The sequence below is a fragment of the Paracraurococcus ruber genome (genome assembly GCF_004353985.1).
In the GTDB taxonomy this organism is placed as follows: domain Bacteria; phylum Pseudomonadota; class Alphaproteobacteria; order Acetobacterales; family Acetobacteraceae; genus Paracraurococcus; species Paracraurococcus ruber.
This window is the reverse complement of record NZ_SMOA01000182.1, coordinates 1-11,724: the sequence shown is the minus strand read 5'-3', so window position 1 is coordinate 11,724 and position 11,724 is coordinate 1. Positions and strand designations below refer to the sequence as shown.

9 protein-coding genes, 1 tRNA gene and 1 pseudogene are annotated in these 11,724 nt (G+C 76.7%); 2 read left to right on the top strand and 9 right to left on the bottom strand.

Annotation, left to right across the window (positions count from 1 at the left end):
* Positions 1-2,064, top strand: a 2,064-nt coding sequence (locus E2C05_RS23045) for an ATP-binding cassette domain-containing protein (RefSeq protein WP_133221993.1), incomplete at its 5' end; no start/stop codon positions are given.
* Between the two features lie 162 nt (positions 2,065-2,226).
* Here E2C05_RS23045 and E2C05_RS23040 read toward each other — a convergent pair.
* The 3 genes from E2C05_RS23040 to E2C05_RS33285 form a co-directional block, all read right to left on the bottom strand.
* On the bottom strand, positions 2,227-3,585 hold the full coding sequence (locus tag E2C05_RS23040) for an efflux transporter outer membrane subunit (protein ID WP_158292313.1): 1,359 nt from the start codon (positions 3,583-3,585) through the stop codon (positions 2,227-2,229).
* A gap of 71 nt (positions 3,586-3,656) precedes the next feature.
* On the bottom strand, positions 3,657-3,818 hold the full coding sequence (locus E2C05_RS33290; RefSeq protein ID WP_158292312.1) for a hypothetical protein: 162 nt from the start codon (positions 3,816-3,818) through the stop codon (positions 3,657-3,659).
* A 113-nt stretch (positions 3,819-3,931) separates the two neighbouring features.
* Entirely contained in the window at positions 3,932-5,740 is a 1,809-nt protein-coding gene (locus tag E2C05_RS33285) for a hypothetical protein (protein ID WP_158292311.1), read from the bottom strand.
* A 189-nt stretch (positions 5,741-5,929) separates the two neighbouring features.
* On the opposite strand from E2C05_RS33285, the gene E2C05_RS23030 reads away from it, so the two are divergent.
* Positions 5,930-7,105 carry a class I SAM-dependent methyltransferase gene (locus tag E2C05_RS23030; RefSeq protein WP_158292310.1) on the top strand — a complete coding sequence of 392 codons (1,176 nt, stop codon included), beginning with the start codon at positions 5,930-5,932 and terminating at the stop codon, positions 7,103-7,105.
* Positions 7,106-7,513: 408 nt separating this feature from the next.
* Here the strand turns inward: E2C05_RS23030 and E2C05_RS23025 are convergent, their stop codons facing one another.
* From E2C05_RS23025 to E2C05_RS33280, 6 genes and pseudogenes are all read right to left on the bottom strand, one after another.
* Complete coding sequence (locus E2C05_RS23025; protein ID WP_133221990.1) at positions 7,514-8,269, bottom strand: anti-sigma factor family protein; 756 nt, start codon at positions 8,267-8,269, stop codon at positions 7,514-7,516.
* A 1-nt stretch (position 8,270) separates the two neighbouring features.
* The gene (locus tag E2C05_RS23020) at positions 8,271-8,804 is read right to left on the bottom strand and encodes an RNA polymerase sigma factor (protein WP_133221989.1); all 534 of its coding nucleotides are present in this window, start codon (positions 8,802-8,804) and stop codon (positions 8,271-8,273) included.
* A 115-nt stretch (positions 8,805-8,919) separates the two neighbouring features.
* Positions 8,920-9,516: a metal-dependent hydrolase gene (locus E2C05_RS23015; protein WP_133221988.1), complete on the bottom strand. Its 597-nt coding sequence runs from the start codon at positions 9,514-9,516 to the stop codon at positions 8,920-8,922.
* Between the two features lie 211 nt (positions 9,517-9,727).
* Positions 9,728-9,802: transfer RNA gene (locus E2C05_RS23010), tRNA-Thr, on the bottom strand.
* A 210-nt stretch (positions 9,803-10,012) separates the two neighbouring features.
* Complete coding sequence (locus E2C05_RS23005) at positions 10,013-11,293, bottom strand: heme biosynthesis HemY N-terminal domain-containing protein (RefSeq protein ID WP_133221987.1); 1,281 nt, start codon at positions 11,291-11,293, stop codon at positions 10,013-10,015.
* 4 nt (positions 11,294-11,297) lie between these two features.
* Positions 11,298-11,724, bottom strand: a pseudogene (locus E2C05_RS33280) (COG4223 family protein); the annotation flags it as partial.

The following is an 11,724-nucleotide window of genomic DNA, read 5'->3' as shown; positions in this document are numbered from 1 at the left end:
GCCGCGCTGCTGGAGCTCGGCCGGCGTGCCGGGCTGGTCCGCGCCGAGCCCGCCGCGCCCCCGGGCGCGCTGGACGCGGCCCGGCCGGATGCCTGGGTGGACTGGGCGGCCGCGCGGCTGGGGCTGGAGGCCGAGCCGGTCCGCTTCCCGGTGGCCGAGGCCGCCAGCGGCCTGCCACGCGCCTGCCCGGCCCTGCTGGCGCTGCATGACGGCACCGGGCTGCGCTTCCTGCTGCTGCTGCGGGCACGCGGGCGCGACCTCCTGCTGATCGGCCCCGACCTGCGCCTGCATCGCCGCAAGGCGGCGCTGGTCGCCGCCGCCGCCACGTCGCGCTTCGCCGCCGCGCAGGCCGGCGACATCGATCGCATCCTGGCGGCGGCCGGCATCGCCGCGTCCCGGCAGGGCCGGGCGCGCGCCGCGCTGCTGCGCGACCGCAGCGCCGGGGACAGCGTGGCCGGCTGCTGGCTGCTGCGGCTGCCGCCCACCGCCCCCTTCGCGGTGCAGCTTGTCCAGGCCGGGCTGCATCGCCGGCTCGGCGCCATCCTCGGCGTCATGCTGCTGCTCTACGGGCTGGAGGTTGGCGGCTGGGCGTTGATCGGCGCCGCGGCGCTGGATGGCAGGCTGGATCTCGGCTGGCTGGCCGCCTGGCTGCTGCTGCTGCTCTCCGGCCTGCCGTTGCGGCTGGCGGCGGGCTGGCTGGATGCCGGCTTCGCGCTCGACCTCGGGCGGCTGCTGAAGCGCCGGCTGCTGGCCGGCGCGCTGCGGCTGGACCCGGATGCGGTGCGGCAGCAGGGCGCCGGCCAGCTTCTCGGCCGCGTCATCGAGGCGCAGGCGCTGGAGACGCTGGCGGTGGCCGGCGGCCTCGCCCTCGGCGCCGCCGCCATCGAACTGGGCTTCGCCGCCTGGATCCTGGCGCAGGGCGCCGGCGGCCCGCCGCATCTGCTGGCGCTGCTCGCCTGGCTCGGCCTCACCCTCGCCCTCTGTGTCCGGCAGGCGCGGCGGCTGCGTGCCTGGTCCGCCGGCCGGCTGGACATGACGCATGCGCTGATCGAGCGCATGGTCGGCCACCGCACCTGCCTGGCGCAGGACCAGCCGGCGCGGCGCGATGCCGCGGATGATGCGGCGCTGCGGGCGCATCTCGGCGCGTCCCGCGCGCTCGATTCCGCCATGCTGCCGCTGGCCGCCGGGCCGGCCGGAGGCTGGGCCATCCTCTCGCTGGCCGCCATCGCGCCCGGCCTGGTCGGCGGCGGCGCGACCGCGGCCCAGATCGGCATCAGCCTGGGCGGCATCCTGCTGGCCAACCGCGCCTTCGCCGGCATCGCCGGCAGCGCCGCATCCCTGGCGCAGGCCGGCATCGCCTGGGACCTGGCGAAGGACCTGTTCCGGGCCGGCGGCCGCCCCGCCGCCGTGCCGCCCGCCTTCCCGCCCGACCCGGCGGCGGACCCGCCCGCCGCCACCCCGGTGGCGGAGGCCGGCGACCTCGTCTTCCGCTACCGGCCCGGCGGGCCGGCGGTGCTGCGCGGCCTCGACCTCGTCATCCGCCCCGGCGAGCGGATCCTGCTGCAGGCGCCCTCGGGCGGCGGCAAATCCACCCTGGCGGCGCTGCTGACCGGGCTGCGCCGGCCGGACAGCGGGCTGCTGCTGCTGCGCGGGCTGGACCGCCAGACGCTGGGCGATGCCTGGCACGCCCTGGCGACGGCGGCGCCGCAATTCCACGAGAACCACATCCTGGCCGGCACGCTCGCCTTCAACCTGCTACTCGGCCGCGCCTGGCCGCCTTCCGGGGACGACGTCGCCTTGGCGCGGGAGGTGTGCGGCGAGCTCGGCCTGGGCGGGCTGCTGGAGCGCATGCCGGGCGGGCTGCAGCAGCGGGTGGGCGAGACCGGCTGGCAGCTCTCCCATGGGGAGCGCAGCCGCATCTTCCTGGCCCGCGCCCTGCTGCAGGGCGCGCCGCTGACCATCCTCGACGAGAGCTTCGCGGCGCTGGACCCGGAGACGCTGCAACTTTGCCTGGACTGCGCGCGGCGGCGGGCGCGGGGGCTGGTGGTGATCGCGCACCCCTGAGGGGCCGCCAGGGGGCAGGCGACCCCTGGACCGGCCTGCGTGATCGTCGGGAGGAGGTCCCCCCGCTGGGGTCCCTTCTCCCGACGATAAATCCACACGGGGTTCCGGGGGCCGGTCCGGTCCCCGGCGGGGAGGGGGCGGAGGAGCAGTGCCGCTCCCGCGTCAGGCGCCCCAGCCGCCGCCCAGCGCCCGCACCAGCCCGACCGTCGCCACGAAACGCGCGGCACGGATGCGCAGCGCCTGTCGTTCCTCGCGCAGCGCCACCCGCTCGGCATCCAGCACCTCCAGCTGGCTGGCCAGGCCGCGCGCGCGGTTGGCGGCGACCAGGTCCCGGGTGCGGCGGGCAGCCTGGCCGGCGCGGGCGAGCGTCGCATCCTGCGCCGCCAGCCAGCGCAGCGCGGCCAGGTGCTCCTCCACCTCCTTCAGCGCCAGCAGCACCTGCTGGCCATAGGCGGCGGCGGCGATGTCGCGCCCCGCCCGGGCGCCGGCGAGGTTCGCCCGGTACCGCCCGCCATCCAGCACCGGCAAGCCCAGCAGCGCGCCAAGGCCGGAGCTGGCGGCCGAGGCGGCGAAGACCGCGGGGAAGGACGCGGCGGCGAAGCCGCCCAGCGCGTTCAGGGTGAGCGTGGGCAGCCAGGCATCCGCCGCGACCGCGGCCCGCAGCTCCCCCGCCCGCCAGGCATGGTGCGCGGCGGCGACATCGGGCCGGCGCAGCAGCACCGTGCCCGGGATGCCCGATGGAATGCTGGGCGGGGTGGCGGGCGCGGGCGCCGTCGCCAGGCGGAACCCCGTCGCCGGCTCGCCGACCAGCAGGGACAGCGCCTGCTCCGCCTCCTCCCGCCGTTGGCCGAGGGCGAGCGCCTCGGCCGCCAGCGCCTCCGCCTCCGCCCGCAATCGCGTCGTGGCGAGTTCGGATACGAGGCCGGCGCGCATCAGCCCCTCGGTGAGCCGCGCGCTGCGGCGTTGCGACTCGACGGCGCCGCGCAGCAGTCCGGCCTCGGCGTCCAGCGCCTGCAGCAGGAAGTAGCTGCGCGCGACCTCGGCCTGCAGCAGCAGATGCGCCGCGGCGCGCAGCCGCTCGCGCTCCGCCGCATCCAGCGCGGCGGCGTCGCCCTCGCGGCCGAGGCGGTCGAACAGGTCCAGCTCGTAGCCCAGCGTGGTGCCCAGGACGTACAGCGGCCCGGTGGTGGCCGCGGCATTGGTCAGCGTGCCGTCGCGGCGCGAGGCCTCGGCCGTCAGGCCGAGCGTGGGCCAGAGCCGCGCGGCAGCGGCCCGTTGCAGCGCGCGCGCCTGGGCCAGCCGCGCTTCCGCCTGCTTCAGGCCGAGATTGTGCGACGTGGCACGGGCGACGAGGTCGTCCAGCACCGGATCGCCGAAGACCTGCCACCAGGCGCCATCCGCTGGCAGGGCGGGTGCGGCTTCCGCCGCTGCGGCGGCGCGGAAGGCGGCCGGCACCCCCGGCGGCGCGAAGCCCGGCCCGGGGTCGCCGGCGCAGCCGGCCAGCGGCAGCAGCGCCGCCAACAGGAGGCGGCGCCGGATGGCCGCGGCCCGGTCGCCCGTGCCGCCGGCCTTCCCGTCGGGTCGGCCTGGCCTCAGTAGCCGACGCACCGGCCGACCGGCGGCACATAGACCGGCGGCGGCGGGGGCGGGCTGGGCGTGGCAGAGCTGTCGGCGCCGGAATTGCGCTTCTGGCCCTTCGCGCCGCCGCTATTGGTGCTGCCGCCACCGGCCCGGATGTTGGTCTTGATCTGCATGGAAGGCTCCTGGGCTGCGTGCCGGGCACGCGGGGCCGCCGGCGGGATTGCCGGCGGGATGGAGGTTCGGGCCGGGGGCCATGGCGATGCCCCCGCCGGTGCTGCGTCTGCCGTCAGCCGGTGGCTTCCGCGACCCTGCAGGCCGCCGTGTCGATCTCGATGCGAAGGCCGAGCAGCCGCCCGAGCTCGTCCGGCAGGAAGGGCAGGCGCGCGGCCTGCGCGCCCTGCAGGCGGTTGTGCATGTCGAGATCGGCGGCGCGCAGCGCATGGCGCGGCGCCGGGCGGCCGAGGCGGCGATTGATCTCCGCCTGCGCCGCGGCGGCGCAGCGCAGCACGGCGCGGATGCGCAGCAGCGTGTCGGCGATGGCCGCGGCGAAGGGCGCGGCCTGCGCCGCGTCTAGGCCAGGGTGCCGGTGCAGAATAGCTGTGAGCTGCGCGGCCAGCGCCGCCTGCTCCGCGGGTGCCGCCGCGTCCAGCCACTCCGCCAACGGCTGCGGCGACAGGCCGGCGACGCCGCGGCCGCTCTCGCGGAACATGTCGGCATAGGCATCGTCGCGCCCGGCCCGCCAGCGCTCATGCCCCAGATAGGTCGCCTGCTCCAGCAGCGCGGCATGCTCCAGCAGCCGGTCCCGCAGCAGCCGCGTGGCCGCGCGGTCCGGCCAGGCGGCGGCGAGGGCCGCGAGCCGCGCATAGCCGCGCGCCAGGAGCGGCCAGAGCGAGAAGGACGCCGCATAGGCCCGCAGGCCGAGCAGCCCGTAGTCCAGCGCGGCCTCGCACTCCGCTAGTGCCGCGACGAGCGCGGGATCGCGCAGCGTGTCACCGGCTTCCGCCCCGCCATCCGCCCCGCCATGCAGCAGCACCTGCAGCAGGTCCCGCACCATGGCGCGGGGCCCGGCGCAGACGCCATGCGGGGAATGGTAGCTGTAGTTCCGCTCGGCATAGTCGAGGATGTCCTCGACCGAGACGGGATCGGTGGGCGCGCGCGCCGGCTCCCCGATCGGCACGAAGAGCATCTGGTGCATCACCATCCGCACGCCGTCGGTGACGCGGAACAGGGCGGCGAGGGCAGGGTGCAGCGCGCCCGCGCGCGGCCGGTCGTGGCGCACGAGCGCATGGGTCGGCACCGCCAATACCGCCGTCGCCAGCCGTTCCAGATGGCCGACGGTCCAGGCGCCCTCGGCCTCCGGGTAGCGGCGGAGAAAGGCGGCGCGGATCTGCCGCAGGCAGGCCATCATCTCCGGCCAATGCGCCCGCATGACCCGCATGGCCGTGACGTTCATCGGCCGCGGGCCGCGGAAGCGGGTGCCGGGCAGGGTGCAGGGGCGCCATTCGGTCGGGATGTCCAGCCGCAGCGCCGGCGGGAAGACATTCGCCTCCCCCACCTGGCGCCCATCGGCGTCCAGCGCCGGATGCGCCACGCGGAAGACCGGCACGAACAGCTCCAGCCAGCCTTCGTCCACCGCATGGCCGCCGAGTTCGCGGGTGATCGCCGCGCAGTCGTCCCAGAAGCGCGGCGCCGGGCAGGGGCCGGGCGGCAGCGGCGCCGGCAGGGGACCATCGGGCCGCGCGTCCTCCGGCGCCTCGGCCGCCGGCAGCAGCACGCCGGCCGCGAGCAGTTCCTGCAGCAGCGCCCGCAGCCGCTCCCAGGGCACGGCCGGCGCCCAGGCCCGGGCATCGCTGGCGGCGAAGCGGCCGGTCGCGGCAAGCCGCGCGGCGAAGCCGAACAGCGCCGGCTCGTTGAAGGTGATCTCCTTGTCGCCGTGGAACAGGCGCCGCTCCGGCCGGCCTGCCGCGTTCACCGCATCCTGCACCACCGCGCTGCGATGCCGCGGCAGGACCAGAATTGCGTCCGGCGACAGCGACGCGGCGGCGCGATGCAGCGGACAGGTGGCGGCGGGTGTCAGGTCGGCGGGCAGGCTCATCGCGGCGTCCGGCTCTCCTCGCAGGGCCGGGCATCGGCCTGCGCGGGAATGACGCATCGGACCCCGCGGCTATTCCCGCAGAATCGTCGGCGGCGCGAAAAAAATCATCGCCGCGCGCGTGGCCGGTTTGCCGCGCCACGGCGCCTGCGCCTACACAGGGGACAGGCCGCAGGCAGGGATCGCGCCGGCATGGATGCCGACAGGCTCAGGGCTTCGCCGAATTTCGCCCTCGCCGCGGGCATGGACGGGCGGCCCTTCATCGCGAAGGATTCCGAACCCTATGTGCAGTACTGGCTGAGCGGGCGGGAACGCCTCCTCTTCGCGCTGTTCGGGCGGCGGCGCGGGCTGACCGTGGCGGCGGCGCGGGCGGCCTATCGCCGCCTCGCCGACGTGCCGGACACGCCGCTGCTGCGGCGCCGGCTGGATGCGGACATCGCCGGCATGCGGGCGGCCGGCGTGCTGGTCGGCGCCGGGGACGACCTCTCGCGCTACGATGCCGGCATCGCCGAGGCCTATCTGACGCATCGCCCGTTCCCGCCCGAGATCGCGGCGCGCATCCGTGCCGATGCCGCGCTCGGCCCCGGGCAGGCCGTGCTGGACCTGGCGGGCGGGCCGGGCGACCTGGCGCTGCAACTGGCCGCGTCGGGCGCCGCGGTGACGCTGCTCGACCTCTCGCGCGGCTTCCTCGACGCGGCGCGGCGGCGCGCCGCCGCGCAGGGCCTGCCGCTCGGGCTGCTGCAAGACAGCGCCAACCGGCTGCTGCACCTGGATGCCGAATTCGACGTGGTCACGGTGGCGCAGGCGCTGCACTGGCTGGACGATGTGCAGGTCTGCCGCGGGCTGTGCCGCGTCCTGCGGCCCGGCGGCAGCGTCTTCGTCGTGCATGGCGCGCTTTCGGTGCCGGACCGGCACCCGCTGGCGCATCTGTTCGGCCACCGCTCCATCCTCGGCGCGAAGGAGGAACGGCCCTTCGCCGAGGAAGCCGCGGCGCTGCACCGCCGCCTGAGCCTGCTGTTCGAGGCGCTGGATTCGCCGGGCGTCGACCGCATCGACCTGGCGCGGCCGCAGGCGGGCGCCGGCTGGATCCGCGCGCGGCGCCTGTCCCTGTTCCGCCAGCCGCGCCCGATCGGTCCCGGCTTCGCGCGCGCCTTCCTGACCGACAGCCACATCGCCCGCACCGGCCTGGCGCCGGAGGCCTTCTGGCAGGACATCGCCGCGCGCTGCGCCGGCGCGCCGGCGGATCGCCTGGCCGGCCTCTGCGACTGGGCGCTGCTGCATTTCCAGCGCAGCGAGGGCCTGGAGCACGCCCCCCTCGGCCGGCCGGAGGCGATCCCGATCGGCTATGCCGGGCCGGCCTCCGGCTGACGCGCGCCGAGGGCGGGACGCATCCCCCGCATCGCCGGCCGGCCGGGATGACCTGGCCGGATGGCGCGAGCGCACGGATCCGCGGCGCGCGCGAAGACCAGCGGCGGATGGCCGTTCGGCATCGGTCCCGATCGGGGCGCGGCGGCCGGCGCGCATGCCGGCTGCAGGCGCGCGACGCGGCGGGGCCGGGACCGTGCCGAGGGCCACCTGGAATGGCCTCGGCCGCAACCAGCCGGCCGGGTCGCCGGACGGCGCCCATCGCCGCGGCGGCGCATCGGCATCGCCGCGCGGCACCGATGGGCACCCGCGATGCGGCGGGCCATGGCCGGGCCAAGGTCCCCTTGGGGGCAACCCGGCGCCGGAGGTCACCGGGAGGACACCAGGGGTCGTCGCGGACGACCCCTCGGATCAGATCTGCCGCTGCACCAGCCCGACCCAATGGCGCAGCCGCTCCGGCGGCGCCTCGCCCACCACCACGTAGCGATGCGTGCCGTCGCCCCAGCTGGCAACGCCCACGCCCTCCCGCTCCGCCTGCAGCATGCCGCGGCCGGCGGCCGGCGCGCTCAGGATGCAGAAGGCCACCGGCAGCCCGTCCGGCCGCGTGTACATCAGCGCCGCGACCGGCTGTCCCTCCAGCGCCACCAGCCGGGCGCCGGCGAAGGTCAGCCCGGCGGCCGAGAGGTCGGGGATGGCGATCGCCCGCCCCACCTTCGGGCCGAGCCAGGCGCGGATATGCTCCGCCTCGGACGCGTCGGCCTCCACCAGGTGGCGCGTCTCGCGCGAATACAGCGCGTGGTATTCGGCGATCTCGGCCAGCATCCGCGACGGGCCGGCGGCGATGGGGGCCGGCCAGAGGCTGCCGGCGCCATAGCCGATGCAGCCCAGCAGCAGCGACGCGGCCACCGCCCCGGCCCAGGGACGCGCAAGCAGGTGTGGGCCGGGGCGCGCCCGGCCGGCCGGGGCGGGCGGCAGGCTGCCGCCGGCATAGCGGCTCTCGGGGAAGGCGGCCTTCAGCAGCGACGCGGTCTCCCGGTGGATGCCGAGCAGGCGGCGCGCCTCGGCGCTCGTGGCCAGCTCCGCCTCCACCGCGCGCGCCGCATCCTCGTCCAGCTCGCCATCGGCATAGGCCACCAGGCGGACATCCCGGTCATCGGTTCCGGCCATCTCAGCCCCTCCTCGCCGGCCGCAGCGGCGTGACCTTGCCATCGGCCTCGCCCGCCAGCCGCGCATGCAGGTCCTGCCGGGCGCGCGACAACCGGCTCATCACCGTCCCGATGGGGATGTCCATGATCGCCGAGACGTCGCGGTAGCTGAGCCCGTCGACGCAGACCAGCATCAGCACGGCGCGCTGCTCCTCCGGCAGGCTGTCCATGGCGCGCCGCACCGCCGCGAGGGTCATGCGGTCCTCCGTCCGGGCCGCGCCATCCTCGCCCGCCACCGCCTCGGCGGCCTCGATCCCCTCATGCCGGCGGATGCGCCGGCGCCGCAGCTCGGACGTCCAGAGGTTGCGCATGACGGCGTAGAGCCAGGCATCCAGCCGCGTGTCGTCGCGCAGCTGCCCGGCGCGGCCGAGGACCCGTTCGCAGGTGGTCTGGACCAGTTCATCGGCATCCGTGCCCGAGCCCGTGAGGGTCATCCCGAAGCGTCGCAGTCGCGGCAGCAGGCGTGTCAGGGCCTGGCGGAAGGACTCATCGGCCATGGCCCGGTCCCCCCATCGCCTGCAGGACGCATGCGGACACGGATTTATTCCCGCCGGTACCGCCACAAACTGCCGCGCGGTCGGGCCGGCTGCAAGGCGGGCGGTTGCGCCACGGTCAGGCGGCGGGCCGTGGCAGGACGGCAACCCGCCGGCGCGGCGGCGGTGGCGGCGGGGGTGGCGGCGGCACCGGCTCCGTGGCGCCGGCGACGAACAGGCCCAGGCGATGCAGCGCCGCGCGCGCATCCGGGCGGTCTGGCAAGGTGCTCCAGGCCGCGACCAGGATCAGCGCGACCACCAGCGGCTCGAAGGGCGAGCCGGCGCGGCAGAGCGGCAGCGCCCAGGTGCCGCGCAGCGGCCAGAGCAGGCGCAGCCCGGCCGGCGTCAGCAGGTCACCCAGCAGGTGGCTGAGATAGCCGGCGACCAGCGGCTCCGCCCAGTGCGCGGGCAGCCAGCCCTGGTGCAGCACCCAGGCGCAGCCGGCGACGGCCAGCAGCGAATGGGTGACGCCGCGATGCCCGAAGATGCCGGCGACGAGGTCCGAGACCGGCCGCAGCCGCCGCCCGACCCAGCTCTTCGGGTGGTCGATGTCGGGCAACAGGCCGCCGGCCACCGCCAGCGCGAGCGCTTCCGGGTCGAGCGGCGGGCGGCCGAGATGCGGGGCGACCGCGAACCAGGCGGCGGCGCCGAGGGCGACGTGCGAGCCCGCCAGCATGGCGGTGGAACCTTCCGGGCCTTGCGGGGGGCGTCTGTGACCGCAGGTGAAGAATCCGTGTCAGCGCACGGAATGTCCAATGGTTTTCCGGCGGGCGGTGCCGTCGTCGCGGCCGGTCCAACCGCCGCGCTGGCGGTCCGAAGCCCGGATCGTCGTGATGGTCGGGGAGGGGCCGGCCTGGCCGCGGCCGCCGCGGCCTTGGGCCGGGGGATGGTGCCGGCACACAGAATCGAACTGTGGACCTACTGATTACGAATCAGTTGCTCTACCGCTGAGCTATGCCGGCGAACCGTGCGGCCGCGGGGAGATACACGCGGCGCCGGGAAAGGGCAACGCCTCAATCGCCCCATTCCGGCCGGCGCCGTTCCGGCGCCCGTGGTCGATGGGGAAGGAGGGCACCGCCCGGGGCGACTCGCCCCGGGCGGGATGATTCCCGCGCGCGCTGCCGGCGTGCGGACGAAGGGGACGTCCGCACGCCAGGCCCGGGCAGCCGTGATCAGGCGGCGGCGGAGGCCGGCATGGCCGCGGGCGGTGCCGCGGTCCAGGCGATCTGGCCCGGGGTGTTGCAGGCCCCGCAGACCGGCGCCCAGGTGCCATGCGCCGTGCCGCAATGGCCGCAATGCCAGCGCGGCTCGGGCTTCGCCGCCTGCGCCTCGGCCAGCAGCCGCGCCTGGCCGGCCGGTGCCGTCCCGGCCGCGCCCTGCTCGGCCTCCTCCACCTCGGCCAGCAGCAGATAGGCCCGCCGGTCGGCCTCGCCGGAGCCGATCAGCGCGTCGAGCGCCTTTCGCGCCCGGTCGGGGAAGCGGGCCGCCAGGGTGGCGCGGGCCAGGGCCAGCCGGCTTTCCGGCGCGGCCGGGTTGCGCTTGATCAGCGTCTCGGTCGCCCGCAGCCGCATCAGCGCATCCGGCGCATCGGCCAGGTAGGGCTCCAGCAGGTCGGGATGCGGGCCGGCGGCCCAGGCATCCTCGAGCACCGCCTTCGACTTGCGCAGGTCGCCGCGCGCCTTCAGCCGGGCGGCGAAGGCCAGCGCCGCCGGGGCGAAGCCGCGGTCGTAGAGGAAGGCCTGCCGCTCATACTCGGCGGCCCGGGCCGGGTCCGGCTCCTGCTCGGCCGCCGCCAGCGCCAGCTGCGCCCGCGGCTGCTCGGGCGAGGCGAGCGCCACCGCCTCCCGCCAGTCGCGGGTCTCGAGCGCCAGGGTGCGCCGCTCCTCCCGCAGCCAGGCGGCGCCGGGCTGCGCCGCCTCGGCCTCCCTCGCCAGGGCGCGCGCCGCGTCCCAGTCGCCCTTCGCCATGGCCTGCCGCAGCAGCCCGCGCAGGCCGAGGAAGCGGGCATCCTCCCGCGCCGCCAGCAGCCGGAAGGACGCGGCCGCGGCATCCTCGTTGCCCGAAAGCCGCTCCGCCTCCGCCGCCAGCAGCAGGGTCTGCGGCGTGTCGCCCAGGTAGTTGCGGGCCTTCCGCACCTCCAGCCGGGCGGCATCGCCGGTGCCGGCGGCCAGCGCGACCAGCGCGCGGGTGACGGCCGCGTCGCCTTCCCGCCGGTTGCGGTTCGCAGCGCCCGCGCGCAGCCGGCGCGGCAGCCGGCGGAGCGTGGTGACCAGCGACAGCAGCAGGTGCAGCGCCAGGAAGCCGAGGGCGGCGATCAGCACCGCCAGGGGGAAGCTGGTGGCGATATAGGCCTCGCCGACCTGGATCTGCACCGTGCCGCCCAGGCCCGCCAGCCACATGGCGAAGGCGGTGCCGGCGGCCAGGACAATGAGGAAGAAAAGCGCACTGCGCATCGGCTCAGCCCGCCGCCAGCTGGCGCAGCGCGCCGCGCGCCGCGATCAGCGCCCTGGCCTGGTCCAGCCAGCCCTTCATGGCGTCCAGCGCCGGCGCGGGAAGCTTCTCGATCGTCTGCACGCTCACCTCCAGGTCCCCCGCCTCCAGCGCGCGGCGGGCGCGCTCGATCTCCGGCTCGATCGAGGCGCCCCAGAGCATCTGGTCGCCGCGCCGCACCGTCACCAGCGATTCGATCCGCGACAGCGCGCCCTCCACCCCCGGCGGGCGCCCGGTCTCGCTCGCCGCGACCTTCGCCTGGGCATCGCGCGCGGCCCGCACCGCGTCCTCGAAGCCCTGGCGCAGCGCGGCCTCGGTCGGCGGCGCCGCCTGGGCGAAGCGCGCCAGCGCCGCCGGCGGCTGGCCGAGCCCGCCCAGCGAATCGCCCAGCGGC

Bases quoted from the DNA above. Each gene is read 5' to 3' on its own strand.
- E2C05_RS33290 (WP_158292312.1), bottom strand. From the start codon at position 3,818: ATGCAGATCAAGACCAACATCCGGGCCGGTGGCGGCAGCACCAATAGC.
- E2C05_RS33285 (WP_158292311.1), bottom strand. From the start codon at position 5,740: ATGAGCCTGCCCGCCGACCTGACACCCGCCGCCACCTGTCCGCTGCAT.
- E2C05_RS23030 (WP_158292310.1), top strand. From the start codon at position 5,930: ATGGATGCCGACAGGCTCAGGGCTTCGCCGAATTTCGCCCTCGCCGCG.
- E2C05_RS23025 (WP_133221990.1), bottom strand. From the start codon at position 8,269: ATGGCCGGAACCGATGACCGGGATGTCCGCCTGGTGGCCTATGCCGAT.
- E2C05_RS23020 (WP_133221989.1), bottom strand. From the start codon at position 8,804: ATGGCCGATGAGTCCTTCCGCCAGGCCCTGACACGCCTGCTGCCGCGA.
- E2C05_RS23015 (WP_133221988.1), bottom strand. From the start codon at position 9,516: ATGCTGGCGGGCTCGCACGTCGCCCTCGGCGCCGCCGCCTGGTTCGCG.
- E2C05_RS23005 (WP_133221987.1), bottom strand. From the start codon at position 11,293: ATGCGCAGTGCGCTTTTCTTCCTCATTGTCCTGGCCGCCGGCACCGCC.